We start from the raw sequence: 26,146 nt of genomic DNA, 5'->3' as shown, positions 1-26,146 counted from the left end.
ATCGAGCGTTTGAACGCGTCGCCGGTCGCAAGACTGTTCTGGGTGCTTGCTGCGCGCTCGCACATCTTCAATTCAGGGAACCGGTTGAGTTGCTTTCGTCTGCGATCGCGTTCGAGAGCACGCCGATTCCCTCTATCTCGATCTCGCATATGTCGCCGGCCTTCATCCAAACCGGGGGCTTGCGGGCAAGGCCGACACCCGATGGCGTTCCGGTCATGATGATATCGCCGGGTTCCAGCGTCATGCCTTGCGTGATATAAGCGATGCTCTCCGCCACCGGGAAAATCATGTTTTCGGTATTGTCGGACTGCATGACCGTGCCATTGAGTCGACACTCGATCTTCAGTCCCTTTCCACCGGGAGGAAGATCGTCTGCGGTGACCATCCAGGGACCGAAAGCCCCCGTTGCATCAAAGTTCTTTCCCATGTCCCATTGCGTGGTCTTGCCCTGGAACTCCCGGATCGAACCATCATTGGCACATGAATAGCCGGCGATGCAGGACAGCGCATTGGACACATCGAGATGCTTGGCGCGCTTGCCGATCACCACGACCATTTCGGCTTCGTAGTCGAGCGTCGCGCTAACCTTGGGACGGATGATCGGACGGCCGTGCGAGAGCAGCGAACTGGGGCACCGCATGAAGATCGTCGGAGACGCCTCGAAGCGGTCGCCATGGAACGCCTCCTGGAGGTGCTCACGATAGTTGACTCCGAGGCAGATGATCTTGCCAGGCCGCGCCACGGGCAACGCGTAGTCGACACCATCGAGCGGCCGGCGTGCGTTGAACGGCGCCCGCTGAGCCAAAGCCTTGAGTGATGTCAGATCTCCGTTGTTACGCCTGAGCAGTTCGGCAAGATCATTCGGCAGGCTCGGATCGACCGCCTGAAGATCAATTACCTCTTCACCTTCCACGACGCCGAGATGGGCGGCCCCCTTGGTATTGAAACCGATGATCTTCATAACGCCGAAATGCTCCAGGACGGTTGGCTCAAATTTGCCCCTCATATCTGCTCCGCGGGAGAGGCGATGATGGCTACAGCCTTATGTAGGGTGCATTAAATGCGCCGTTGGTCCTATCCCCCCGATGGGGGGCGCTTCGTCCTGTTTGGGGGAACCGTCAGAGCCCATACCGGAACGGACCTACCCGCATCCAGGCTCAGGACTCGTTTGAATCAATGCTTGAGTTGAAATTTCAGTCCGGTGGAACCGCGTTTCCTTCGAAATCCGCCGCAGCGATGCGTGTCGGTTCGAGTCGGGATCGCCCGCACCAAAATCGTGAAGAGCGCATTGCGGGTATGCTTTTCGTGACGACGGCGCAGGTAGCGACGATTCGATTTCAAATCTACGGAACACAGTCCGACGGATCCGGGGACAGCTGCTAGACCTCCCCCGGTTTTGGCGCTCGCCCACCCTTATAGGGGATGCCGCCTCCGTAGCTTGGACGCCATCATGGTCGCAGTCAGGGTAGAGGCGGCTCGTTCTGAGATCCCACGCCGTCTCGGCCTGCCACGGTTGCCGCCGGCAACTTCTATCGCTGATGGGCAGAGACGTGACCGAGGAGCGCCTGGCAAATACAAATTACCAGTTCGCACCAGACGAGGCGCCAACTTTTCCGGGGTCTCCGTTTGCTCCCCGCCACAATCCTTGGCGGCGTGTAGGTTATGCGGCCACCGGTACACTCGTCGGGATCGCCACGAGTTTCCCAAACGCGCTCACAAGTGTGAATGTGGGCACCATCTCGGGATCGCTTGGTCTATACGTTGCACAAGCGAGTTGGCTTCCGGCGATTTTCTACGCCATGAACGCTAGCGGCAATCTCACACTTGTTAAGGCCCGTATTCAATTCGGCATCCCGGCTGTCACCTATGCAATTCTAATCTGCTACTCGGCTGTTGCCGTAGCTCAAATCGCCATTCCCAGTTTCGGCATGGCTGTGCTGGTTCGGGCCGTAAACGGCCTTATGGGGGCGGCCCTGGTCAGCCTCTCAGTCTACTACTTTCTCCAGGTTTTTCCGGCGAAGGTAAGACCGCTTGCTTTGCTATTTGGCGTCAGTCTCCCACAGCTCGGTTCACCCTTAGCACGTCTCGTGCCTGTCGAATTATTGGCGGTAGATCATTGGCAAGGCTTACATCTAATCGAACTTGCAGTGGGGCTTTGCGTTCTTACGAGCATCTCGCTTTTTCCACTGCCACCAAGTCAACGCAGCAGGGCATTTGAGCGGCTCGATTTTTTGACGATCGCGTGTGTTGTGTCGGCAATGCTGCTCAGCTGCGCCGTCCTTGGGTTGGGTCGCGTGCTCTGGTGGACGGACACACCCTGGCTTGGCTGGATGCTCATCGCCGCTGTCCCGTTATTCATGCTCGCGGCCGCAATCGAGACCACCCGTCAAAATCCGCTCGTGCACTTTGAGTGGCTCGGAACAATCGGAATGCTCCGGTTCGCCGCGATAGCACTTCTTGTGCGGTTGGCGCTGGCCGAGCAGACCTTTGGATCGGTCGGGCTTTTGTTTTCCGGCGGCTTAAACAACGATCAACTGCATACGCTGTTTTGGATCGTCATTCTGGCCATGGCTCTAGGTCTGGTGACGGCCGCTCTGACGCTATCGGAGCAAAGGATTCCCTATCAAGTCATTGCGGCAGCGGTTTTGATCGCGATCGGCGCGCTCATGGACAGTCAAGCAACAAGCCTCACTCGTCCTCCGCAACTCTATTTGAGTCAGGCGCTCATCGGTTTTGGAACCACGTTGTTTGTTGGCCCGGCGCTTCTTTTCGGGTTCCTTCAGTTGATACGGAAGGGCCCCGACCATTTGATCACGCTCGTGGTCTTGTTCAGTATCACGCAGAATGTGGGCGCCCTCGCCGGATCAGCGGTCGTGGGCAGCTATCAGGTCATACAAATACATGCGCATGCCGCCGCATTGTCGGAGGATCTGCTCGCGAGCAATCCGCAAGTGCTCGATCGCCTTCAAAGCGGAGCCAGAGCGCTAAGCCCGGTCATTGTCGACCCGTCGCTCGGCGGCGCCGAAGGAGCGTCGCTTCTCGGTAATTCGCTCATGCAGCAAGCAAGCATCTTAGCGTTCAACGACGTATTTCGGCTGCTCGCTTTGCTTGCGTTTGGCACGGCGCTCTACGTGGGTTGGCTCGTTGTTCTTCGCTCTATCCGTGGTGGATCGAACGTGAAGCGGATAGCAGCATGACCGAAGCTTCCGAGGCGGCGCCCAGCGGCGCAGGCGAATCGTCCGAAGGCCCGGCTCCCACCGCGCACTGGCGACCGGCGCGAAAACATCCGTTGGTCCTCGTGGCAATTCTGGCCGTCGGGTGCGCGGCCATCTTCACCATCATGCGGGCATGGGACTTACTTCCGTTCACCGGTTCAGTCCAGGTGACGGAAAACGCTTATGTACGCGGTCGGACCGCCGTTATTTCTCCACAGGTAAGTGGCTACGTCATCGCAGTCGAAGTTCGTGACTACCAGACCGTCCGGGCCGGGGACGTTCTCGTCCGCATCGACGAGAGTTCTTACCGCGCCAAAGTCGACATGGCGCAGGCAAACCTTTCGGCCGCAGAGGCAGCGCTCGCCAACAATCGCCAGGCCAAGGCGTCAGCCGAGGCGTCGCTTCAGGGACAGGCTGCTGCGGTGGCAAGCGCAAGGGCGCAGCTCTTGCGTGGAAAAGCCGACATGGCGCGTGCAGGCCAGCTCGTGGGCGACGGATCGATCTCGATCCGCGAGCGTGATCAGACGAAAGCGGCTCTTGCTCAGGTGGAAGCGCAGCTTGGACAGTCGGTGTCTGGTCAGGAAGTCGCCCGACAGAACGTGCTCACCATCGACGTCGCGCGAGGCGGTTTGGAAGCGCAGGTGGCCGCAGCGCGCGCGCAGCTCGACGCAGCACTCATTGACCTCGGCCACACGACGATACGTGCGGTTGAGCCGGGGCAGTTGGGTGAAATCGGCGTCCGGGTAGGCCAGTACGTAACCAATGGGACACAGCTCACCTCATTGGTTCCTGCTGATCGGTGGATCATAGCTGCTTTCAAGGAAGCGCAAACAGCTCACATGCGGGTGGGGCAGAAGGTAAGCTTCACTGTCGACGGGCTTGATAGCGCGCGTCTCGCGGGTCGCGTCGAGGAATTGTCGCCAGCCGCAGCCTCCGAATTTTCGGTGCTGAAACCGGACAACGCGACCGGCAACTTTGTGAAAGTCCCCCAGCGGATCGGTGTTCGGATTTCCATAAATCCAGGACAAGCCCTCGCGCCGCGACTTCGACCGGGCATGTCTGTCGAGGTGCGTGTCGATACAGGTGGGCCGTCGTGACACGGCGGGCGGCGGTTCTTGTTCCGTTGATGCTAGCGGCCTGTGCCGGACCTAGGTCGATGCCACCGCCACAGGCGGCTGTCTCGCCGCCGACGGCTTGGCACGGAAAGGAGGCTACGGGCGACGTCGATCCAAATTGGTGGCTGGCGTTTGGCGATCCGACGCTCCAACGGGTTGTGGAAACAGCGCTCACCAACAACGTCGACGTTGCCATCGCTGCCACAAGGGTTGCTGAGGCGCGGGCCGACTTCAATCTGTCACGCGCGCAACGACTTCCCAATATTGGCGCGAGCGCGGAAGGCGGTCGCAGCCGGAGCGTCAACCCCGGTTTCGGAATTCCTGAGATTCAGACAGCGGGCCAAGGTGAAGTTCAGGCGGCGCTCGACCTCGATCTTTTCGGTAAACTGGCTCAAGCCAGCGAAGCGGCGCGCGGCGTGATGTTGTCAAGCGAGGCGGCCCACGACAACGTCAGGTTGGCGGTCGCATCATCGGCAGCCAGCGGCTATATCACGCTGCGAGCCCTGGACGCTCGCATCATAGTTCTGCGGGAGACATTGGCGGCGCGAAAGGCAGAGTTGGAAATCGCGCGCAGGCGAGCAGCTGCTGGCTATTCGAGCCAACTGGATCTCGCGCAGGCTCAGGCCGAATACGAAGCGACAGTCCAGCTGATCCCCGCCACGGAGCTGGCGATCGCTCGCCAGGAGGACGGTCTCAACCTTCTCCTAGGGGAGAACCCTCAGGGGATCGCCCGTGGCAAGGGCATTGATGGATTAAGCGCTCCATCTGTGCCCGTGTCGCTTCCAGCAAGCCTATTGCGCAGACGCCCCGACATCGCTGCGGCGGAGTTCCAGCTCGTTGCCACGGACCATGCGTTGGATTCTGCTCGTGCGGCCTTCATGCCGGACGTTCGCCTCACGGCATCAGGCGGCCTTGTTGGTTCGACGCTGGTTGCGGCTAGTCCGATAGCAATATGGGCGCTGGGCGGCAGCATCCTCGCACCGTTGTTCGATAGTGGGCGATTGCAGGCGCAGCAGGACGCTGCTGTGGCCCGGCGAGACCAAGCCGCCTTTGCCTATCGGAAGGCCGCGCTTGTCGCGTTTCGTGAAGTTGAAGATGGATTAGCGGCTGTTCAGCACAATGCTGAGCAGGAGCGCTCGCTCATTGCGCAGCGCGATATTCTCGCGCGAACATTGACGCTGGCGACCAATCGCTACCGCGCAGGTTATTCACCGTATCTCGATCAGCTGGATGCCCAGCGTAGCCTGCTTTCTGTTCGTCTCACGCTTATTCAAGTGCACACCGATCGCCTAAATTCGGCAGTGGCCTTGTATCAAGCCAGCGGCGGTGGATGGACCGGCCCGACTGAACAGCAGCGCACGATTGTCTCCGCCGCCGCCCCGCAGCCATAGGTTTCGCGTCGTGCGACGATTGGGTAACTCGGCAGAACCGGGAGCTCTTGCTTCGCACGATAGGGACGCTGTCGTTTCGGACTGAAACGAACTCGTGCCCCCATTCCTGAGGCACCTTCCCCCATAAGGGGGATAGAGGTGCAGACGTCGACGCTGCAGTCTGCCTAGCTCCGATGGCGTGACGGCGGCGTCGCGGCCGGGAGAGTTGCCAGCTTCCGGAAGACGATCGAGATCCACTCGGCCGGCGACGGAAGCCAACCGGGCGAGCCACATGAAATTCCTGTTTGAGGATGAGTCCTTCTCCTTCGAGACGCTGCGCGCTGCAGGTTTCGCGGTGGACGGCGGCGCCGATCTTGGCGAGATCATCGTGACCGCCGAGAAGATCGGCGAGGGCGACGAGGCGGCCTGGCATCGCGAATGGAAGGCGCTCGCGGCCCGGATCGAGGCGGCTGGCGAGGCGTCGTTCGCGGCGGGGCATAAGGTCAGCGCCCGAGAAGCGTTCCTGCGCGCTTCCAACTATTATCGTGCCGCCGAATTCTATCGCCGCGACGATGCCTGGAACGATCCGGAAGTGACCGGGCTGACCGCGAAGTCCCGCGACACCTTCCTCAAGGCAGGAGCCCTGTTCGACACGCCGGTCGAGGACGTGCGCATCCCCTATGGCGACGGCAGCCTGCCTGCTTATCTGTTCCTGGTCGACGACAGCGGTAAGCCCCGCCCGACGATCGTCTACAATAATGGCTTCGACTCGACGCGCGAGGAGGCCTGGTTCGCCATCGGCGCGGCTGCGCTGCGGCGGGGCTACAACGTCATCGCCTTCGACGGGCCGGGCCAGGGCAGCGCGCTGCGGGACGACAAGCTCGTCTTCCGTCACGACTGGGAAGCCGTTCTCGGCCCAGTTCTCGACTACGCACAAAAGCGCCCGGAATTCGCCTCCGACAAGCTCGTCCCCTTCGGCTATAGCCTCGGCGCCCAGCTGATCGCCCGCGCCGCAGCCTTCGACAAGCGCCCGGCCGCCCTAATCCTCGACGATGGCATGTATGACTTCTTCGACGCTAACGCCGCGCTGCTGCCCGGCTTCGTCACCGAATGGGTGCGAGCCGGCGACAAGGACGAGGCCGTCGACCAGGTGATGCAGCTCTTCATGCAGAAGAGCACCAATGCCCGCTGGGCAATGCGCAATGGCGTCTGGACGACCGGCGCCACCTCGTTCGGAGACTACCTGCGCAAAAGCGCTGACTACACGCTCGAAGGCATCATCGATCGCATCGAGGCACCGACCCTGATCCTTGAAGCCGAGGAGGACGCGTTCCTGAAGGGCCAGGCGCAGAAGGTTGCCGATGGGCTGAAAGCTCCGCACAAGCTGGTGACCCTGACGCGCGCCCAAGGCGCCTCGACGCATTGTCACATGGGGGCCATGCGCCTTGCGGGCCAGACCATCTTCGATTGGCTCGATGAGGTCCTGGGATGAGAGTCGCACTGTCCTGGCGCATGCATCGTAGTGGGCCTCCCTCCGACCTGACCACGCCATGAGATGTCGACATCGGGCTGAGACAATACCGTCCCCCCGATCTTGAATCTCGTTCCCCCCATAAGGGGGATACAGACGACGACGCGCCACCGGCAGTCTCCTTGGGCGCGACAGATGCGTTGCGTCGGCGGAGAGCCGCCAGCTTCCGGGCGGCCGGCAGCGTTCAGCTATCGCGACGGCGTCGGATCAGAATGCGTCCAGGGTGAAGGCGACATCGACGGAAACGTAGATCGAGGAACAATACACATGGCGAAGGGTCTTTCGATAGACAGACGAAGCCTGCTGTTGGGAGCCGCCCCTGTGGCGACCGCGGTTCTGTCGGGACTGGCGGGATGTTCACCAAGGAGTGGGGATGGCGCTACCGCATACGCGCCGACTTTTTTCAGCGCGGATGAGTGGGCATTTGTTCGCGCGGCGGTCGGTCGCCTCATCCCGTCTGAAGGTCCTGGCCCGGGGGGGATTGAGGCCGGAGTTCCGGAGTTCATCGATCGCCAAATGGAAATGCCCTATGGGCATGGCGCATATTTCTACTTGGCTGGGCCCTTTCTGACGGATGTCCCGCCGTCCTTGGGCTACCAACTTCGTTATGCCCCGCGTGAGATCTACAGGCTCGGCATCGCGGCCGCGAACGTCGAAGCCCGCAAAACGCTGGGAAAGACGTTCGCGGAATTGCCGGCCGGCGATCAGGACCGGCTCCTCGATGGGATGGAAAAGAACGCGGTAAGGTTCACGACAGTCCCCGCGCCCGTCTTCTTCGGCCAGCTGCTCGCAAATGCCAAGGAGGGCTACTTCGCTGATCCGCTCTACGGCGGGAACCGCGGCATGGCGGCGTGGAAGTGGATCGGCTTTCCCGGCGCGCGTGCGGATTTCACAGACTGGATCGACCAGGCTGGCCGCGCCTATCCCTATGGTCCAGTCGCCATCAGCGGAGCGCGCGGCTGATGGCTGAGCGTCGGAAGCGGGTAGACGCTGTCATCATCGGCTATGGCTGGGCCGGCGCGATCATGGCGAAAACGCTGACAGATGCTGGTCTATCGGTCGTAGCGCTCGAGCGCGGCCCAGCCAGGGACACGTCGCCCGACTTTGAATATCCGCGGATTGCGGATGAGCTGAAGTACGGGGTGCGGGGTGATCTCTGGCAACCCCTGGCGAAAGAAACGGTGACCATCCGTCACAGCCTCAACGACGTGGCCGCTCCGTATCGCAAATATGGGTCGTTCGTTCTCGGCAATGGCGTCGGCGGCGCTGGCGTCCATTGGAACGGACAGCTTTGGCGCGCGTCGCCGGAAGATTTGCGGCTGCGCAGCCACATCGAAGAGCGCTACGGCAAGAGCGCGATCCCGCAGGATATGACGATCCAGGACTATCCGGTGACCTTCGAGGAGCTGGAGCCCCATTTCGATCATTTCGAAAAGGTCTGCGCGGTCTCGGGTGTCGCCGGAAACCTGCGCGGCTCAATCCGGCAAGGCGGGAATCCGTTCGAGGGGCCGCGCAGCGATGAATTTCCTACACCGCCGCTGCCGCCGATCGAGGTGGCCAGGTTGTTTGAGAAGGCCACGGCGGAGCTAGGCTACAAAGCCTTTCCAATCCCATCGGCGAACAGTTCGATCGCCTACACAAATCCCTATGGCGTGAGGCTCGGACCCTGCAATCTGTGCGGCTTCTGCGAGCGCTTCGGGTGTTTCCTTTACTCCAAGGCATCGCCGCAGACATCCATCCTGCCAATCCTTGTTGACCGACCTAACCTCGAGGTGAGGACCGGTGCCTATGTCACCAAGATCCTTCGGGACAGCAGCGGGAAGATCGCAACAGGCGCGTTGTACGTCGATGATAGCGGCGCCGAGGTCGAGCAGCCCGCGGACCTCGTCATCCTCTCCGCCTTCCAGATGCACAACGTGCGGCTGCTCCTGCTCTCCGGAATAGGGGTGCCCTATAGCCCGACAACGGGTGAGGGCTTGGTGGGGAAGAACTACGCTTATCAGATGTGCGCCCAGACGGCGGCCTATTTCAGCGAAGATGTCGAGATCAACCCCTTCATAGGAGCTGGGTCCGCCGGCCAGCGCGTCATCGACGAGTTTAACTCCGACCATTTCGATCATAGCGGCCTCGGTTTCATCGGTGGATCGCAGATCTTTGCCGGCGGCACTGGTGGGCGGCCAATCGATCAGATGATGCTCCCGCCCGACGTTCCACACTGGGGAGCGGGCTGGAAGGCCGGTATCCGCAAGCACTATCGGCACTCCGCACCGCTCGGCACCCTTGGAACCGTGATGTCGTACCGGGACCGCTATCTTTCTCTCGACCCGACCTACAAGGATGCGCACGGCTTGCCGCTCCTGCGCATCACGTTCGACTGGCACGACAACGAATACAAAATGGCTGCGTACTCTGCCTCCAAAATGGAGGAGATCGTCCGCGTAATGAAACCTGAGAAGCACGCGACGCTCGTCCTGCGACCAGGCATGGCTTACGATGCGCGCATCTATCAGACGACGCACACCACCGGCGGCGCGATCATCGGAACCGACCCCTCGAACAGTGTGATCAATCGCTATTCGCAGAGTTGGGATGTTTCCAATCTCTTCATCTACGGCGCCTCGGCCTTTCCGCAGAACATCGGATACAACCCGACCGGACTGCTTGCTGGTCTTGCCTATTTTTCGGCCGCGAAGATCCGCGATAGCTACCTCAAATCACCCGGCCCTCTGGTGCCGGCATGAGGTGGAAGACCCGCATTCTCGCCGTCTGCATAGTCTGGGTGGCGGGGCTCCTGTTGGCGATGGGGATATCCTATGTCGGGGACCGGTATACGGGGGAGGCTCAGCTCGCGGCGCCCTCGGCGACGCCGGACGTAGTCGCGCGGGGTGCCTACCTTGCCGGGCTTGGCGATTGCGCCGCCTGCCACAGCATCCCCGGTGAACCGCCCTACTCCGGCGGTCTTCGTATGGTCACGCCGATCGGCGCCATCTACACGACGAACATCACGCCGGACCCTATACACGGGATCGGACGCTTCAGCCTGGCTGACTTCGATCGGGCCCTTCGGTTTGGCGTCGCCGGCGGACATACGCTTTACCCGGCGATGCCTTTCACGTCGTACTACAACACGACGCCTGGGGACGTTGCCGCGCTATATGCCTATTTCCGGCAGGGCGTCCCTGCAGCGGTCGTTCCGAACCGCCCGAGTGAAATCCCTTTCCCGCTTTCGATGCGTTGGCCGCTAACCTACTGGCGCTGGCTCTTCGCACCCAAGCCTACACCTTTCCAACCTTCAGCCGGCTTGAATGCCGAGGTTGCGAGGGGCGCCTATTTTGTTGAGGGCTTAGGCCATTGCGGCGAGTGTCATACGCCCCGCGCCATCACCATGCAGCTCAAGGCGACGACGCCAAAGAACGGCTCGGCCTATCTGTCAGGCGCGGTAATCGAGAACTTTTTCGCACCAAGCCTTCGAAACGGTGGGCCCGGAACGCTTGGTGATTGGGGTGTCGAAGAGCTGGCGCAATTCCTCAAGGGCGGAGCAAGCTCCAAGGGCATCGCCTTCGGCTCCATGCGCGACGTCATCGTTCATAGTACCCAATATATGAGTGATGCGGACGCGCTGGCGGCCGCGAAGTATCTCAAATCCATCCGCAGTGACCACGACGGCGAAGCTAGTCCTTTCGTCTATGACCCCGCTGTTCACAACGCGCTTAAAAACGGCGATGCAAGCAAACCGGGATCCATGGCCTATCTCGACAGCTGCGCCGCCTGCCATCGCCCGGATGGGATGGGGTATGACCGCGTCTTTCCCCGCTTGGCAGGCAACGGCGTCGTCCAGGCAGAAAACCCGATCTCGCTGATCTCGATCATTTTGCAAGGTTCGAGCACGCCCCGGACAGGCGGTGCACCTGCGCAATTCGTGATGCCGAGCTTCGCCAAGCGCCTCTCGGATCAGGACCTAGCGGATTTGGTGAATTTCATTCGCACGAGCTGGGGCAACCACGCCTCTTCTACCACGATCGGCGATGTAGCCCGCGTGCGCAAGGCGATGAGGCCAAACGAATAGCCGTGCTCGGATCGGCAACAACGGCGTCTACACAAGAGAATTTCGTCATGACCGGCCAGACATTAAAAGTTGCAATCGTCACAGGCGCGTCCGGCGGCATCGGCGCTGCTGTGGCTGAACGCCTCGGCAAAGATGGCTTTGCCGTCGTCGTGAATTATGCCGGCAATGCCGCGTCGGCCGAGGCTGTGATTGCGAGGATCGAGTCGGAAGGTGTCCATATTGATCCGTCGCAGGACGGCGCCGAGGTCGTGAACACCGTCGCAGACCGAATGCGCCGGGAAATCTACCGAAACATCGGTCTTGCCGATCTGTTGTCGCCGCAGGCTGCCGGATGAACTGTTCTAGAGAAGGCTCTATCGCGCGGGATTTTTGGATGGATGCGCGTGGCTAGCGCCGGTGCCAATCGTCGCGTCGCTGCACGGGCGCCTTTTTCCGAAGTGAATGACACTTTGAACCGCCCAGCGCTTCGAACATTATCTGGCGGTCAAGCAGTCGCTCAGAGGTGGGCCCTCAGGAATTTGTCGATCCTGATGACAGCGGGATCGACGTACTCAGGTCTATCGTAAAAGTCAAAATGGCAACCGCCCTCAATGATGAAGAGTTCCTTCGGCTCTCTCGCCTTCGCATAGGCGGCCTCGCTCTGCGCCAACGTCTCAGCCTCGGAGCCGGCGATGACTAGAAGCGGGGTCGGCGCCAGCAACTGAATAATGTCGAGCGCAGAGAACTGAAGCATCTTGTCGAACGACCATAGGAGCGTCTGGTTCTGCCATTTTTGATCCGGATTGCGATCGGTCAGGTAGTACTTCTTGCCGTTCTCCACCCAAACGCTCTGTTGCCCCGGAGGCATGAATGGCACGTACTGCGGGTCGCCGCCTCGAGCGAACTCTTCACGCGCCGCCAGAGCTACACGCATCAGATCGTGCCAGTCACCTGCGAAACCGTCGGTCAATGTGCTACGCAAGTCAGGAATACTGCTGACCATAGCCACCGCCTTGATCCGCCGATCTGCCACAGCTGTGTACGGCACGAAGCCGCCCCCTCCACACACCCCAACTGCCCCAATTCGGCCCGGATCAACCTCTGAGCAGCCGGCCAGAAACGTGACCGCCCATTTAATGTCCTCGGATTTGGCGAATGGGTCCTCATCACAGCGCGGAGCGCCCTCGCTTTCGCCATACGTGGAGTGGTCGAAAATAAGGGCTGCATATCCCAGTTGGACCAAGCGTTCGGAATAGACCGTTGGTGTCTGTCCCTTCGTCCCTGACGACGCCCCGACCACAATGACGGCAGGTGGCTTCGCTTGGCCTAGATCTCCATCGGGTAGGTAGAGGTGACCGACAAGCTTTCGGCCATCGCTGAGAAAGGAAATGTCCTTGCGCATAGTCGAGCCTTCTCGGGTCTAGAGATCGTTTCTGACATCGTTGACCGCGACACGACCGGTATCGCGACCGCAGCCTGCATACTGCTTCGGAAGCACCAAACACCCCATCCCCCTGACGGGGGTCGAGCGGTCCAATTCGGGGGAACCGCCCGATAACTTTCGCTGAAGGGACCGAGAGCGGCCAACACGCCTCAACTCGCAGACCGGCCCGTGCTGGACGACGCCTTTTTGCCCAACGCCGTATTAGCCGATCGGGGGACCGGCTCAGATCGAACCCCTCCGCACGCGGTCGAAAGCATGGCCTCGCGACGTGACGAGATTTGGCTAGCGCTGCATTTGCATCAGGCGATCCATAGGCATCATCCCGTGGTTGAGATTGGCCATGATGATCATTGACCCGAACACGGTGAGCCCGACTACGAAAATGCCAAATGCTAGGGCCAGAAAGTTGTTCGTCTGGTCGGGCGCGGTGGAGATTTGCAAGAAGAAGACGAGGTGGATTCCCATCTGCGCGATAGCGAGGACCGCCAGGAGGACAGGGACGCCTGGCGCATAGATGACGTGGGTCGACGACGCCCAAAACGAAGCGAGCGTCAGGATCGTGGCAAAGCCAAGCCCAATGAGGTAGCTGCGCGGGCTGCCGTGGCTGTTCTCGCTGACCCCGGGCGCTTCGCCTTGCGCGTTCGTTTCATCATGCATCAGCGTGCTCCCAGATAGACGATTGTGAAGACGCCGATCCAGACGATGTCGAGCGCGTGCCAGAACAAGCTGAAGCAGAAGAAGCGACGCCTCACCATGGGCTGAAAGCCGAGCGTCGTAACCTGCAGCATCATGATGACGAGCCAGAACAGGCCGGCGGCGACATGCAAACCGTGCGTGCCGACGAGCGCAAAGAACGCAGAAAGGAAGGCGCTTCGCGAGGGGGTGTTTCCCGCGGCGACCATACCGGCGAATTCGGATCCCTCGAGGCTCAAGAAGGACGCACCGAGGACAAAGGTGGCCGTCATCCACAGATATGTCCCGAGCTTGTTGCGCTGCTGTACAGCCATCGAACCGAAGCCGCATGTGACGCTGGAGGCGAGCAGGCAGGCGGTCTCGATGAAGACATGCGTTTTGTCGAAAAGCTCTGCGCCGGGCGGACCGCCGTTCGTCTCGCCACCCAGCACCGCGTAGGCAGCAAAGAGAGCAGCGAAGATGACGATGTCGGATAGCAGGAACAGCCAGAAGCCGTAGCCGACAACAACGCTGGTCGATGCGGGGCCTCTCATTGAGAGGGGAACGGCCTCGGGACTCGAGAGGGCTTGATCCGCGACGGTCATACGGCGCCCTCCCTGGCCGCATGCGCTTCGTAGAACGCTGCGACCTCCCTTGAAGAAATGTCGGTCTCACCGCTCGTGCGCCAGGCTTGGACGAGCACGACAGCCAAAGAACCCATCAAGCCGGCGATCGCCATCCACCAGATGTGCCAGATGAGCGCGAAGCCGAGCACAACGGCGAAGAAAGCGAGGAAGAAACCTGTGGGGTTGTTGCGCGGCAAATGCACCGGGACGTAGGCACGCGCGACAGCGACTTGTTCCGCCTCGTGTCCGCGCTGTTTCGCAGCCCAATAGGCGTCGGTGCCGTTGATCTGCGGCGAGAGAGCGAAATTCCAAGGCGGCGGTGGAGAAGGTGTGGACCATTCGAGAGTGCGGCCGTTCCAGGGGTCGCCGATCAAATCGCGGTTGAGGTCACGCCTTCGAATGCTGACGACCAGTTGAACCACGGTCAGGCCGATGCCGAAGAGGATCAACACCGCGCCCGACAGGGCTACAAGCATTAGGGGCTGCCAGTGCGTGTCCGGATAGTGCTGCATTCGCCGGGTAGCGCCCATCAGACCCAGCGCATAGAGCGGCATGAAGGCGAGGTAGAAACCGAGGAACCAGCACCAGAAAATCGCCTTGCCCAGTCGCTCATCGAGCTTGAAACCGAAGGCCTTGGGGAACCAATAAGTGTAGCCGGCGAAGACGCCGAACACGACACCACCGATCGCGGTGTTGTGGAAATGCGCGACCAGGAAGAGGCTGTTGTGCAGGACGAAGTCGGCCGGTGGGATCGCCATCAGCACGCCGGTCATGCCGCCGAGCACGAAGGTGACCATGAAGCCAAGCGCCCAGTAGACCGGAACGGTGAAGCGGATGCGCCCGCCGTAGAGCGTGAAGAGCCAGTTGAACACTTTGACGCCGGTTGGCACCGCGATGATCATCGTCATGATGCCGAAGAAGCCGTTTACGTCTGCGCCGGCGCCCATGGTGAAGAAGTGGTGCAGCCAGACCAGGAACGAGAGGACGCAAATTGCCATTGTCGCCATGACCATGGAGCGGTAGCCGAACAACGGTTTGCCGGAGAAGGTCGCGACGACTTCGGAGTATACGCCGAAGGCCGGCAGGATCAGGATGTAGACTTCCGGGTGGCCCCATATCCAGATGAGGTTGATGTACATCATCGGATTGCCGCCGGCGCTCGTCGTGAAGAAATGAAAGTCACAGTAGCGGTCGAGCAGCAACATCGCGAAGGTTGCGGTCATGACCGGGAATGAGGCAACGATGAGGAGATTGGCGGCGAGCGCCGTCCAGCAGAAGATCGGCATGCGCATATAGCCCATCCCCGGAGCCCGAAGCTTCAGGATGGTCGTGGTGAGATTGATTCCGGACAGCAAGGTGCCGAGGCCGGAGATCTGCAACGACCAAAGATAATAATCGACACCGACGCCCGGGGAGAAAGCGGTCTCGCTGAGGGGCGGATAGGCCAGCCAGCCCGTGCGCGCGAACTCACCGATGAACAGCGACAGGTTGATCAGAAGTACACCGGCGGCCGTCAGCCAGAAGCTGACGTTGTTGAGCACGGGGAAGGCGACATCGCGTACACCGAGTTGCAACGGCACTGCAAAGTTCATCAGGCCGATCACGAACGGCATGGCGACGAAGAAAATCATGATCGTCCCGTGCGCTGAGAAGATCTGATTGTAGTGCTCGGGCGGAAGGAAGCCTGGTGCGCCGCCCGCGGCGAGGGCGAGCTGGGTGCGCATCATGATCGCGTCGGCGAAGCCGCGAACCAGCATCACCAGGGCAAGGAGCACATACATCACGCCGATGCGCTTGTGATCGACGCTGGTGATCCACTCGCGCCACAAATAGGGCCACCACCCTTTTAAGGTGACGAGGCCAAGGATGCCGGCGATGACGATCGCGACCCCGGCCGAGGCGATCATGACTATCGGCTGATCGAACGGGATCGCCGCCCATGTGAGCTTACCCAGCATGTCAGTGCTCCTGATGCGGCGGGAGCTCAGCGCCGGTACTGCGGGCCGAGGCAGTTTCGAACAGTCCGGGGGAGACGCCAGCGTAGGTCGTCGGCGCAATCGCTTTGCTTGGGCGTGCAAGAGCGCTGTAGGAGGCCGAATCGAGCATGCCGCCCTGGGTCTTGGCAGCCTTCACCCAAGCCTCGAATTGATCCTGGGGCACGGCCGCCAGGTCGAAACGCATATCCGAAAAGCCTTCGCCGCTGAACTGTGCAGACAGGCCCTTGTAGACGCCGGGACGGTCCGCCTGCAGGTTCAGGCGGGTTGTCATGCCGGGCATGATGTAGATTTGGCTGCCAAGCTGGGGGATGAAGAACGAGTTCATCACGCTGGCCGACGTGAGGCGGAACCGGATCGGGGTTCCTACCGGCACGACCAGGCGGTTGACGCTCGCGATGCCCTGGGTCGGATAGATGAACAACCACTTCCAGTCGAGCGAGACGACTTCCACGTCGAGCGGCGCCTGGGCCGATGTGATTGGCTTGGGAGGATCAAGTTCGTGCGCACCAATCCAAGCAATGCCCCCGAGAAACAGGACGACAAGAGCCGGGATCGACCAGACGATCATCTCGATCCGGCCGGAATACTCCCACTCGGGTAGGTAGCGCGCCCGCTTGTTGCTTGCGCGAAACCACCACGCGAAGCCTAGCGTCAGCAGGATGACCGGCACGACGACCGCGAGCATGATGGCCGTGGCGTCGCAGAGAATGACACGTTCGGCCTTACCAATCGGACCGTGTGGATCGAGGACGCCTTCACTGCACGAGCAGAGCAGAAGCGCCGACGATACGAGAATGGCGCCTCGAACTACCTTAGTGGCCACCGCGCTCTGCAATGCTCGCTCTCCAAACTCGGCTAGCTGACAGTGTTCGCGAGCGACGCCCGCTGCCCCGCTGCCAACGAGGGAATCTTCTGACAAGCACCTTGGCCGGTGACCGGTCCGCCCCTCAGCGCATCGCCGAGACGGATCATGGTCGAATCCGATATGACGCCCTATCCCCCCGATGGGGGGCAGATCCTGTAAGGCGGGGGATGGCGCGGCGAAACGGAGCGTCGCAAGGGGACGACCGTTCGTCCGGGTCAGACAGATGGATCGGTACAAGGGGCTTAGCTTGTGCGAGATTCCGGCGCGTTGGATGCTTCCCTCGTTTTTCGCTTCGCAATTCTTGAGCGCAGTTCGGCGTACCCAGGCGCCACCATCGGGTAGTCCTCCGGAAGCCCCCACTTTTTCCGGTACTCATCGGGCGAAAGCGAGAATTTGCGCTTGAGATAGCGCTTGAGAGTCCGCAGCCTTTTCCCATCGTCTAAACAGACCAGGTATTCGTCGGTAATGGATTCCCACACCGGAACGGCGGGCTTCTCGCGGCCGCTCGAAGTTTGCGGGACAGCATCAATGTGGAGAAGCGCGTTGTGGGTCGACACGATCAGAGCAGGAATTTCACTAGCCTTGAGCGTGTTGTTGGAGACGAACGAAGCGACGATGATCGCGGTCAGTTCCGTCAGGTTGGCTACAATCGCCATAACCGACTCCTCGGTGCGCCAGATCGTTCGAGCAGCGACGCCGCGAAGGGATTGCTCCCGACTTCAGCATAGTCGCCCGCGAGCGTGAGCACGCCACAAAGACCCTGTCGTCGACGCGATCGGCACGACATCGGCCGGGCGCTCCCGACACCGGAAGAGATGCATTTGAATCTTGGGCATCACGCAGGGCGTCACCAATCCCCTCTACGGGGGAGTAAGCTTATGAAATGGGGGGGCGCAGCCGACGGCTGCTTCGGCCCAAAGGGAATGCCCGGCAAGGAAGGGGGGCGCTTCTGACATCGTCGGTCCCGCCGCCTCGACGATGGTCCAATCGAAATGCAACGTTCCGGTTAAACTCGCAGCGGCATCTATAAGAGACGTAACTTGGGAAGAGGGTGGAACCAATACGAAACAATACCAAATCTTTACCAGAAAAATACCTCGAAATCACGACTGCTGGGCGTTTCGTCGGTACTAGTGGCGCCGACCGACTGGCGGTCGGCCCCGCGGCTCCCTTGTCACTGACCGCATCAGGATCATGCTATGGCGGAAGGGAGCTTTCTAGGATCGTGCAGCGAAGACGCGCTTCGACCCCGGGGGTCTCGATTCACTGCGCCGTGGAGCGAGGTTGAGAAACCTGCATTCGGGCCGCGGCACTTGCCTGATGATGGCGCGAACCTGATTCAGGTCATCGCGCGGAGCCTCCCCGCGCCCATCACGACGCCCGGCACAAGCGGGCGGTGCAAGACGCAACGGAATCTCACCGGCGCGTCGGCGCCTCAGATCCGGCGCAGCTTGGCGAGGGCCTGGCGCATGATGTTGGCGTTGCAGATCAATGAGGCATTCGCTGAGATTGATCGGATCGAGCTGGAAATCGGTGATTTGCCGACCGAGGTGGGGGAGCGGTTTCGGGCTGCAACAGAACTCCTTCGCGCGGTTGGCCTGGCCTTCGAGGATGACAGCTTGGCCGCTCTCTCGATCGCAGAGTCATGCCTTAAGAAGGCAGCCTATGGTGAGGATCATCATGTCGCATCTACCCTTTGTCACTTTCTATACTGGCAACTGGGTGAACTGGAAACTTTTTATGCTTTACCCCGGTGGCCACCTGACGCGAGGACTGGGCGATCGCAGACGCTTTCGGCGGTGTTCAACCTGTCCATCGAGGCGGCCATGGAACTTGAGCAATTGCATTTTACGACGGCGGCACGCCTAGCGTCCGATGCGCGAGAAATTTCCGAAGCTGGGCTCCGATCCGCCGCAGGATTGGCTGCTCTACCGGTGTGTCTGACCGCACAGGTGCTCTATGAAGAAGGGTATCTGGACGCAGCTGAGGTGATGCTCCGGGACAAGCTTTCTGCGATCAGTGCGCAGGGCTCCGTCGAGTGCGCTTTGCGGGGCTATCTTGTTCTCGCGCGGATAGCGAGACACAGGATGCAATGGGACCTTGCGGCGTTGCTGCTGCGGGAGGCGGAGGCCCTGGGCGGCCGCCGCGGATGGCCTCGCCTCGTCGCGGCGAGCATCGCTGAACGAGCCCTCTTGTTGCTGCAAGAGGGCCGCTTGAACGAAGCCCGCGCCTGCGTCGAACATCTCGACCGCGCCGCCCAGACCCACAACGTCGGATCGGCCCATAGACGCTCCGAGGTTGTACGGTGCCGCACTCTTACGTACTGGCGCGTTTCCTGGGCTGAATCCCCTTCGATAGAAGCAGCGGCAGCTTTTCGTCTGCTTTATCATCAAGCATTAGAGCGACATGAGCTCTATACCGCCTGTCAATTGGCGATTGAGCTGGCCGGCATGCTTGCGCATATCGGGGAAACTCACGAGGCCGACACATTATTTTTTCGAACCCTTCAAGTTGGTTCAAGCACGGGACTTTATCAGGTCTTTATGGACAGAGGGGCTGGGGTCGGTGCGTTGCTGAAGCGGGCCTATGCCTATGCTCAAGGGCCCGAGCCAGGCGGGCACCGCGCTCTTCTTCCCTATCTCGGGAGCTTATCCGCGTGTCTTGACGCTCGAGATGCAAAGCGTGCTTCGGCCAAACCATGGAGCAAAGCAAGTGACGGGCTTAGCACACGAGAGTGCGAGATCTTGGCACTGATCAGTCGCGGTCTCGCCAACAAACGGGTCGCTCAATCTCTCAATATCTCGCCTGAAACGGTCAAGTCGCACATTAAGCGCATTTTTTTGAAGTTAGCTGTCAGCACCCGGACTGAGGCCGTATCTCGAGCTGGAGAATTAGGCCTCTTGTGATCGATACGATAGAAAGCTGGAAATTTCGATCGGGCGGTGTGAATGGCGGCAAAAGCCTCAGCCCGGCAGATCGTAGAAGCGACCCGAATTTATCGACTAACGGGGCGAGGTGCTGCGCTGTTCGAATATTAGTCGGACAGGGTGTTCGTTCGGCAGCGTCTCGGCGAGGCGCTTCCTCGCGGCCGCGCCCAAGCGGGTGTGTGCTTTTACCTGGCGAGCGTCCTTGAGGACTTTATAGGTTGCTACACCCGTGGCATGCACACGCCATTCGGCGAGCGGGGCCTTACCTCCCTCGCACGCCGCTATGGCTCTGGCGACATAGTCAGTCGCGACCGATGTTTCGCCGCGCAACAACGCCGCGCGCGCACGCCTCCCACGCGAGGGCCTGCCAAGTGCGCTCATCGGTCTGTGCAGCCAGGTTTGAAAGTTGCTCAGCGCGGACTGCCGCCGCGGCTGGATTCCTCTCGGCTATGAGGATGTTGACTACGCCCCATTCCAGGGCAAGACGCCAATACCAGTCTAGATGAGCCGGATGGCGCGCCATTTCTTCTTCGGCTGAGTGCAGTCTATGCAGCGCTGACGCAATGTTTCCCAGCCCCATTTCGGCCAACCCGCAATAGATCAATGCTATTCTACGTTCGGGCGGGGGAACGGTGGTGCCCCCAGAGGCGCGATTTCCGTTGCAATACTCTCCCTGTGACAAAACTGGAAGGCAGGATTGCACTGCGCCTTGGAAAGGCAATACGTGAAAAAGTAGGGCGCTACGATGTATTTGGAAGGAGCGGACAGCAAATGTATCGTCGTTCTTTTCAAACACTGCAATGCTCGCATCGTAGTGCGAAAGTGCGGCACCTAATTCTCCCATTAGAGATAGGGACCAGGGTACGCCAATGTGATGCAGCGATGCAGCTCGCGCCAAGTCGGCTTCGACAAGACTGTTGGGGCTTTCGCATAACAGGCGATATCCGCCAGTCAATAAATCATGTCCCTCACGGTATCGTGCCGAAAGTATACAAAAAATGCTGAAATTTATGGACGACCGCGCGATGATGAGTTCGTCGCCGCGGTTTCTTACCCGGATGACGGCTTCCTCACACCGGCGTGCCTCAATCCGATTCCAGCCATGCCCCCAAAGGCGCCGTGGTCAGGCAGTAATCCTGTAGATTTGGATCGGCTTTGTCACTGAGATCGAGAACCTCGCCGAGAACACGAAGGCTGCCGTCGAGATCGTGCCAGCTGAGCACAAACGATAGGCCCAGAAGTCCCCGAATCTGGGCCGCGGTGTCGCGGTGACGAGCGGCCATCTCCGCGAGCTTCGCATACGTTTCCCCTGCCTTGCGATCGTGGGTTGCAGCCTGAATGGCAGCGCGCCGCTCAAGAAATTCGATTTCAGCAGGAATTCGGGCGCCGTCGGGAAGGCCTGCGGCCAATTCCGCGGCACGATCAAGAATGACAAGAGCGTCCCGCCGCGCTGAACGGCTGTTGGCAATGCGTAAGGCGGAACGCAGATAGTCCAGGGCTTTCGGCCAGTCTCGCGCGAACGCAAAATGCTGTGCAAGGCGGGCGGCAAGGTCATTCCGTTGATCAGGTGAGTAGATCTCCTCCAACCGCACGCCAATCGCGCGGTGGAGATGCGCTCGACGAGCTGGCCCAATGCGATCGTAAAGGATCTGACGATAGATTGCGTGATTGAACGCGTAGGGGCGGACATGGGCGTGATTGGGTAAGATTCGCTCTTCACCCCTGCGAATGAAACTTGTGCGCCTAGCGAGTTCCTCACAAATCGCCTCGAACGACTGCTCGTCCATATCAGCTGCGGGCGCAACACTTGCCGTATCGAAATGGACGCCCGCGACGCAGGCTGCTTCAAGCACCAGTTGCTGCTCGTCGGTCATTCCTTCGACGCGTGACTCGATCAGCCGGCCAAGAGTGGGGGGCGTTTCACGAGCCAACTTATCAACGGTGGTGAGGGGACGCCAACCGCGCGTCTCACGGGCAACCATTCCGCACCCGGCGAGGTGGTCCAGCGTGATCCGCATGAACAATGGGTTGCCGCCGGATCGTTCATGAATGAACCGCGTAAAAGCTGCCGAGGGTGATTTGCCGTCCGCGCCCTTCAGAATGTCCGCGATAGCCGGCTCGGGCAGCGGTCCAAGCTCCACCTCGGTGCAATATCCGTGGGCTGAAAGCTCACGTGTCACCCGCTTCAGAGGGTGGCGGGCGGTCTTGAGATCTTCAAGGCGATAGGTTGCGATAATCAAGAGTCTGGCCGCCGATCGGCGCCGACAGATCGCAGACAGTAAATCTATGGTCGCGTAGTCAGCCCAATGCAGATCTTCAAGGATGAGGATCAGCGGGCGCTCCATTGCGAGCGCCTCGATGAGGCTGGCCGCCTCGCGCACCATGCGTCTTTGTGCGCCTTCAACGGCTTGCAGGTTTAAGAGGGCCCGTTGCTCGACAGGAACCTGCGCCGGCATCTGGCTCGCCCAGCTTGGAGCCAGGGTTACGAGGGCCTGAATGGCGCCAACGCCGTTGGGGCCTTTGCACAAGCTGCCAAGCGCCTCGAGTACCGGATAGTAAGATTCCGCTCCGGCGAAGCCCTCGATACATCGCCCCTTCGCAACCCCAAGATCCGGATAGCTTGTAGTCTGACCAAGAAACTGTTCGATCAGAGTGGTTTTTCCGACCCCGGGTTCGCCGCTAACGAACGCCACCTGAGGGTCGCAGGCGGCGGCTCGATGGAGCAGCCCCAGCAGTCCTGCCATGGGCTCAGCGCGACCGGCAAAGCATCCAAGTGGGACGGAATCATCAGCCGGTCGTGGGAAGTCTGATGCGCAATTAATCGGCCCGACGAAGCGATAGCCGCGGCCGCGCTGAGTTTCGATGAACCGCGGGGCCTCGGTTTTGTCGCCAAGGGCTGTCCTGATAGCGAGAACATGACTTTTCAGGACTTCGGGCTGCACATGGACGTTGCGCCAAAGCGCGTGCAGCAATTCGTCGTGGGTCACTAACCGACCAGCGTTTTCGACGAGGTAGCGGAGCACGTCGAACGTTTTTGGGGGTAGCTTTAGGCGCTGGTCCATTCCTCCTGCATCTGTCCGCCATATGCAGAGATTGATCGGATCGATCCGAAAAGTCGGCGACTTTAGCATAACTGGCGGTCCACGAAGCCGCGGTTTGCTTCGAGCATCAACGAAGCCGCAAGCCCGAATGTGGCCAGGGACAATCGCCAGCAGAGGTCCGTTGCCACGCCGGAATTGGGAAATCGACCAGAAGGGTCGAACAAAAGCATCATGGCCAGACAAATGGCATGCTGCTTTTTAATGATAATCCGCTTTATTGACAGATGGGTTCACCCCCGGAGAGTGAGGTGTCAATTGCTGGATCGCATCACGGGAATGCAAATCTGTCTTAAAGTTGCGTCGCTAGGGAGCATATCCTCGGCCGCGCGAGCATTGAGCGTATCGCCGACGCTTGCGACCAAACACATCGATGCGATTGAACGACGGATCGGAGTCGCTCTTTTCCATCGAAGCACAAGGCGCGTATCGGTGACCGAAGCCGGACGGCGATATCTCAGCGAGGTGGAGAGCATCCTCCTTCATCTTGAAGAGGCGGACGCGCTTGCGAGCGATCACCAAGTCACCGTGCGTGGGACGCTACGCGTCAGCGTTCCCACCTCCTTCGGTCTGCGCGTCTTGGCGCCGATCCTGCCGAAATTTCTTGAAATGCATCCGGATCTATCGGTCGACCTCGATTACAGCGACCGCGTGGTCGACCTTCAAGCGGACGGTTGGGACATGGCGATCCGGGTCGGCCGACTTGAAGACAGCAGTCTCATCGCCCGCAAGATCGTTGCTTGCCGAACTCTGCTGTGCGCCTCGCCCTCGTATCTTGCGCGACACGGCACGCCGAGAACACCTGCAGACCTGCGCACCCTTAATTGCCTGGGATATGCCCTGTCCGAACGGCTCGGCGACCGTCAATGGCACTTCGGTGCGAAGGGAGATATCGTCCAGTCCATTCAGGGAAACTTGCGGGCCAACAACGGCGATGCTTTGGTGCTGGCGGCGATGGCCGGGATCGGCATCACCTATGCGCCTGACTTTCTCGTCGACCGAGAACTCGCCTCGGGTGCGCTCGTCGAGATCAAACTCGACCAGCCCACCGTCGAAATTCATGCGGTTCACGCGATCACTCTGGCCGGCCGGCGCCAGCCTGCGAAGGTCCGAACCTTGATCGATTTTCTGGTCGAGCACTTGGCAAGATAATATGTCGGCGAGCGATGCAAGCCTTCTCTGGCGATGGCCAACCCCGCCGATGTGTACGCCACAGCCCGAGAGTTCCGCATCACTTCAGATGAAAGCTTCCTTCGCCAAGGCCAGAGCGGCTCGCCCTGCTCGGCCGGCGGATCCAGTCAAGCAGGCGGCAACCGCCTGGTTTGACGATCGTCGACTTTATTGGGATTCCCGCCCCGGACATCGCCGTTGCAACGGACGTGTATTACAGAGTTTCACCGTAGCCTCCTGTAGACGGGCCGCCACTGAGAAACGCGACGCAGAAGTCTCATGGTGGCGGTCGAGGCGGCTCCGATCACTCTGCGCTTTGCGCCTCTGGTTGACTACACAGGCAACCCCAACAGTCGCGTCTTCTCGGGGTTTCTGACGATACACCCCGTGATCACGACGGCTACTTTGTTCACCCACTACCGCGGCGAGCCGTCATGGGATCGGGCTGGTGAAGGCCATGCCTTCCAATATGGAATTAAATACCCCCGGAATGACCGGATAATCACCCGGTTCGAATGGGCGCATCTTCCAGGCGACATCAATCCAGCCGAAGGAAATCGCGCCATGATCGACACCCGCACCGCTCCCTACGCCACCCTGGCCCTGCGCGTGACGCTGGGCATCCTGTTCCTCGCCCATGACGGGCTCAAGTTCTTCGTCTTCACCCCCGCGGGCACGGCGAAATACTTCGCATCCCTCGGCCTGCCGCCGGCGCTTGCCTACGCCACCATGCTGGTCGAGTTCATGGCGGGGGTCAGCCTCATCCTCGGGATTTGGACTCGGTTCACTGCCCTGGTCGGCATTCCGACCCTGTTGGGCGCGATCGTCACCGTCCACGCCGCAAACGGCTTCTTCTTCAACAACCCGAATGGCGGCTGGGAATTCCCCGCCTTCTGGATCGTCGCGCTGGTCGTGCAGGCCCTGCTCGGCGACGGCGCACTGGCGCTCATGCCGACGCCGACGTTCGCCAAGTGGACCACCGCCGAAGCGTGAGCCTCGCCCGCTTGAAAAATCATCTGATCGAGTAGGAGACTTCCATGCGCACTCTTATTTTCGCACTCGCCACCGCGAGCCTAGCCATGTCCTCCGCCGCCTTTGGCGCGACATTTGAACTGTCTAGCCCGAGCTATCGACCAGGCGACAAGATCAAGACCGAGCAAGTGTACAATGGCCTCGACTGTGTTGGCGGCAATCTGTCGCCGGCCTTGACCTGGAAGAATCCGCCGGCGGGCACGCGCAGCTTCTTGCTCACATTCTTCGATCCTGACGCGCCGAGCGGGTCAGGCTGGTGGCAGTGGGTCGTCTACAACATTCCCGCGACAGCCACCGGCCTGCCGGAAGGTGTGACGTCCAATTACGGCTTGCCCGCAGGCGCGGCCGAAGGTCGAACCGACTATGGCAATCCCGGCTATGGCGGGCCATGCACGCCTCCGGGGCCTGCTCATCGATACATCTTCACCCTGACGGCGCTAAAGGTCAGCGCGCTCGACGTGCCCACGAATGCGACGGCCGCGTGGGTCGGCTATGTCGCCCATGGCGAAGCACTCGCTACCGCCCAGCTGGTACTTCAGTACAGCCGTTGATTCATTTGGTTCCATAGGCTGCGCTGCCGCCCGCACGATCGGGCGGCGAGTTATCGGAAATCAACACTCAGTTAGCGAGATCAGGCATGTTCGCGACAACGCGGGTGTTCATGTTGCGGCTCCTCCAAACTCGGCGCTACAGCCGCCACGTTCTTCGTTCTGCAACAAGTCCTTTTCTTTCCGCCGATATCGCGTTGTCCGATTGTTGTCGTGACGATTTGCCCAGCTCCTATCAACTCGTAAAGCTTCGTGCGTCCCAAGCCGGTCATGCATCATCAATCGTGCAGGTGAGCCGCTGGGCGAATGGCATCGTGCTCGGTTCTGCGGCTTTCGGAGCGGATAGACTGACTTGTGACTGTTGTCCGCCAGTTTTCTCTCGTCGATTGTATCTCACGTAGCCCTCCTATTCGCACAAAGCTCGACAGGACAAGAGTTGATTGTGCGACGAGCAACGTCAATGCGAACATCCGAGGGCGCTCGCGTACGAC

The 26,146-nt window shown here is 60.4% G+C and carries 19 protein-coding genes and 1 pseudogene; 12 read left to right on the top strand and 8 right to left on the bottom strand.

The genetic code is table 11. The annotated features are described in order from the left end of the window. Nucleotides 1-67: 67 nt before the first annotated feature. Entirely contained in the window at nucleotides 68-1,006 is a 939-nt protein-coding gene (locus BLV09_RS30145) for a fumarylacetoacetate hydrolase family protein (RefSeq protein ID WP_244548850.1), read from the bottom strand. A 544-nt stretch (nucleotides 1,007-1,550) separates the two neighbouring features. Between BLV09_RS30145 and BLV09_RS30140 the strand changes: the two genes are divergently transcribed. The 8 genes and pseudogenes from BLV09_RS30140 to BLV09_RS38280 form a co-directional block, all read left to right on the top strand. Then, nucleotides 1,551-3,197: a hypothetical protein gene (locus BLV09_RS30140; RefSeq protein ID WP_197684992.1), complete on the top strand. Its 1,647-nt coding sequence runs from the start codon at nucleotides 1,551-1,553 to the stop codon at nucleotides 3,195-3,197. Further along, nucleotides 3,194-4,312 carry an HlyD family secretion protein gene (locus tag BLV09_RS30135; protein WP_146689978.1) on the top strand — a complete coding sequence of 373 codons (1,119 nt, stop codon included), beginning with the start codon at nucleotides 3,194-3,196 and terminating at the stop codon, nucleotides 4,310-4,312. The genes BLV09_RS30140 and BLV09_RS30135 overlap by 4 nt, the downstream gene beginning before the upstream one ends. A 29-nt stretch (nucleotides 4,313-4,341) precedes the next feature. Beyond that, nucleotides 4,342-5,721: an efflux transporter outer membrane subunit gene (locus tag BLV09_RS30130; protein WP_146691371.1), complete on the top strand. Its 1,380-nt coding sequence runs from the start codon at nucleotides 4,342-4,344 to the stop codon at nucleotides 5,719-5,721. A gap of 271 nt (nucleotides 5,722-5,992) precedes the next feature. After that, a complete protein-coding gene (locus BLV09_RS30125; protein ID WP_146689977.1) occupies nucleotides 5,993-7,192 on the top strand; it encodes an alpha/beta hydrolase family protein in 1,200 nt (399 codons plus the stop codon). 306 nt (nucleotides 7,193-7,498) lie between these two features. After that, the gene (locus BLV09_RS30120) at nucleotides 7,499-8,194 is read left to right on the top strand and encodes a gluconate 2-dehydrogenase subunit 3 family protein (RefSeq protein WP_100385878.1); all 696 of its coding nucleotides are present in this window, start codon (nucleotides 7,499-7,501) and stop codon (nucleotides 8,192-8,194) included. Continuing rightward, nucleotides 8,194-9,972 (top strand): GMC family oxidoreductase, encoded by a 1,779-nt coding sequence (locus BLV09_RS30115; protein ID WP_146689976.1) that lies wholly within the window; start codon nucleotides 8,194-8,196, stop codon nucleotides 9,970-9,972. Before BLV09_RS30120 ends, BLV09_RS30115 begins: the two co-directional genes overlap by 1 nt. Then, nucleotides 9,969-11,297, top strand: a complete 1,329-nt coding sequence (locus tag BLV09_RS30110; protein WP_146689975.1) for a cytochrome c — start codon at nucleotides 9,969-9,971, stop codon at nucleotides 11,295-11,297. Before BLV09_RS30115 ends, BLV09_RS30110 begins: the two co-directional genes overlap by 4 nt. A gap of 47 nt (nucleotides 11,298-11,344) precedes the next feature. Further along, nucleotides 11,345-11,548, top strand: a pseudogene (locus BLV09_RS38280) (SDR family NAD(P)-dependent oxidoreductase); the annotation flags it as partial. A 245-nt stretch (nucleotides 11,549-11,793) separates the two neighbouring features. On the opposite strand, the gene BLV09_RS30100 reads toward BLV09_RS38280, so the two are convergent. The 6 genes from BLV09_RS30100 to BLV09_RS30075 form a co-directional block, all read right to left on the bottom strand. Beyond that, nucleotides 11,794-12,678: an alpha/beta hydrolase gene (locus tag BLV09_RS30100; RefSeq protein WP_146689974.1), complete on the bottom strand. Its 885-nt coding sequence runs from the start codon at nucleotides 12,676-12,678 to the stop codon at nucleotides 11,794-11,796. Nucleotides 12,679-13,002: 324 nt separating this feature from the next. Next, nucleotides 13,003-13,377, bottom strand: coding sequence for a cytochrome o ubiquinol oxidase subunit IV (gene cyoD / locus BLV09_RS30095; RefSeq protein ID WP_146689973.1), 375 nt, complete (start codon nucleotides 13,375-13,377; stop codon nucleotides 13,003-13,005). Next, nucleotides 13,377-13,997 (bottom strand): cytochrome o ubiquinol oxidase subunit III, encoded by a 621-nt coding sequence (cyoC, locus tag BLV09_RS30090; RefSeq protein ID WP_146689972.1) that lies wholly within the window; start codon nucleotides 13,995-13,997, stop codon nucleotides 13,377-13,379. The genes cyoD and cyoC overlap by 1 nt, the downstream gene beginning before the upstream one ends. Next, nucleotides 13,994-15,976: a cytochrome o ubiquinol oxidase subunit I gene (gene cyoB, locus BLV09_RS30085; protein ID WP_146689971.1), complete on the bottom strand. Its 1,983-nt coding sequence runs from the start codon at nucleotides 15,974-15,976 to the stop codon at nucleotides 13,994-13,996. Before cyoB ends, cyoC begins: the two co-directional genes overlap by 4 nt. 1 nt (nucleotide 15,977) lies before the next feature. After that, a complete protein-coding gene (gene cyoA / locus BLV09_RS30080; RefSeq protein ID WP_197684990.1) occupies nucleotides 15,978-16,850 on the bottom strand; it encodes a ubiquinol oxidase subunit II in 873 nt (290 codons plus the stop codon). A gap of 272 nt (nucleotides 16,851-17,122) precedes the next feature. Further along, entirely contained in the window at nucleotides 17,123-17,536 is a 414-nt protein-coding gene (locus tag BLV09_RS30075; protein ID WP_100385869.1) for a MucR family transcriptional regulator, read from the bottom strand. 813 nt (nucleotides 17,537-18,349) lie between these two features. On the opposite strand from BLV09_RS30075, the gene BLV09_RS30070 reads away from it, so the two are divergent. Beyond that, entirely contained in the window at nucleotides 18,350-19,786 is a 1,437-nt protein-coding gene (locus BLV09_RS30070) for a LuxR C-terminal-related transcriptional regulator (RefSeq protein WP_167558922.1), read from the top strand. Nucleotides 19,787-20,892: 1,106 nt separating this feature from the next. Here BLV09_RS30070 and BLV09_RS30065 read toward each other — a convergent pair. Then, nucleotides 20,893-22,869: an ATP-binding protein gene (locus BLV09_RS30065; RefSeq protein ID WP_167558921.1), complete on the bottom strand. Its 1,977-nt coding sequence runs from the start codon at nucleotides 22,867-22,869 to the stop codon at nucleotides 20,893-20,895. A 294-nt stretch (nucleotides 22,870-23,163) separates the two neighbouring features. Here BLV09_RS30065 and BLV09_RS30060 point away from each other — a divergent pair, with 294 nt between their 5' ends. The 3 genes from BLV09_RS30060 (at nucleotide 23,164) to BLV09_RS30050 (ending at nucleotide 25,658) form a co-directional block, all read left to right on the top strand. Beyond that, on the top strand, nucleotides 23,164-24,057 hold the full coding sequence (locus BLV09_RS30060; RefSeq protein ID WP_146689968.1) for a LysR family transcriptional regulator: 894 nt from the start codon (nucleotides 23,164-23,166) through the stop codon (nucleotides 24,055-24,057). Between the two features lie 582 nt (nucleotides 24,058-24,639). Continuing rightward, the gene (locus tag BLV09_RS30055) at nucleotides 24,640-25,068 is read left to right on the top strand and encodes a DoxX family protein (RefSeq protein WP_146691369.1); all 429 of its coding nucleotides are present in this window, start codon (nucleotides 24,640-24,642) and stop codon (nucleotides 25,066-25,068) included. 44 nt (nucleotides 25,069-25,112) lie between these two features. Further along, a complete protein-coding gene (locus BLV09_RS30050; protein ID WP_100385863.1) occupies nucleotides 25,113-25,658 on the top strand; it encodes a YbhB/YbcL family Raf kinase inhibitor-like protein in 546 nt (181 codons plus the stop codon). Nucleotides 25,659-26,146 lie beyond the last annotated feature (488 nt).

It is taken from the genome of Bradyrhizobium canariense, assembly GCF_900105125.1.
Taxonomy (GTDB): domain Bacteria; phylum Pseudomonadota; class Alphaproteobacteria; order Rhizobiales; family Xanthobacteraceae; genus Bradyrhizobium; species Bradyrhizobium canariense_A.
The sequence above is the reverse complement of the archived record's forward strand: the minus strand, read 5'-3'. Positions and strand labels throughout refer to the sequence as shown.

Excerpts from the sequence above, each read along its gene's own strand:
- BLV09_RS30145 (WP_244548850.1), bottom strand. The coding sequence starts at position 1,006 with ATGAGGGGCAAATTTGAGCCAACCGTCCTGGAGCATTTCGGCGTTATG.
- BLV09_RS30135 (WP_146689978.1), top strand. The coding sequence starts at position 3,194 with ATGACCGAAGCTTCCGAGGCGGCGCCCAGCGGCGCAGGCGAATCGTCC.
- BLV09_RS30130 (WP_146691371.1), top strand. The coding sequence starts at position 4,342 with ATGCTAGCGGCCTGTGCCGGACCTAGGTCGATGCCACCGCCACAGGCG.
- BLV09_RS30125 (WP_146689977.1), top strand. The coding sequence starts at position 5,993 with ATGAAATTCCTGTTTGAGGATGAGTCCTTCTCCTTCGAGACGCTGCGC.
- BLV09_RS30120 (WP_100385878.1), top strand. The coding sequence starts at position 7,499 with ATGGCGAAGGGTCTTTCGATAGACAGACGAAGCCTGCTGTTGGGAGCC.
- BLV09_RS30115 (WP_146689976.1), top strand. The coding sequence starts at position 8,194 with ATGGCTGAGCGTCGGAAGCGGGTAGACGCTGTCATCATCGGCTATGGC.
- BLV09_RS30110 (WP_146689975.1), top strand. The coding sequence starts at position 9,969 with ATGAGGTGGAAGACCCGCATTCTCGCCGTCTGCATAGTCTGGGTGGCG.
- BLV09_RS30100 (WP_146689974.1), bottom strand. The coding sequence starts at position 12,678 with ATGCGCAAGGACATTTCCTTTCTCAGCGATGGCCGAAAGCTTGTCGGT.
- cyoD (WP_146689973.1), bottom strand. The coding sequence starts at position 13,377 with ATGCATGATGAAACGAACGCGCAAGGCGAAGCGCCCGGGGTCAGCGAG.
- cyoC (WP_146689972.1), bottom strand. The coding sequence starts at position 13,997 with ATGACCGTCGCGGATCAAGCCCTCTCGAGTCCCGAGGCCGTTCCCCTC.
- cyoB (WP_146689971.1), bottom strand. The coding sequence starts at position 15,976 with ATGCTGGGTAAGCTCACATGGGCGGCGATCCCGTTCGATCAGCCGATA.
- BLV09_RS30075 (WP_100385869.1), bottom strand. The coding sequence starts at position 17,536 with ATGGCGATTGTAGCCAACCTGACGGAACTGACCGCGATCATCGTCGCT.
- BLV09_RS30070 (WP_167558922.1), top strand. The coding sequence starts at position 18,350 with ATGATGTTGGCGTTGCAGATCAATGAGGCATTCGCTGAGATTGATCGG.
- BLV09_RS30065 (WP_167558921.1), bottom strand. The coding sequence starts at position 22,869 with ATGGACCAGCGCCTAAAGCTACCCCCAAAAACGTTCGACGTGCTCCGC.
- BLV09_RS30055 (WP_146691369.1), top strand. The coding sequence starts at position 24,640 with ATGATCGACACCCGCACCGCTCCCTACGCCACCCTGGCCCTGCGCGTG.
- BLV09_RS30050 (WP_100385863.1), top strand. The coding sequence starts at position 25,113 with ATGCGCACTCTTATTTTCGCACTCGCCACCGCGAGCCTAGCCATGTCC.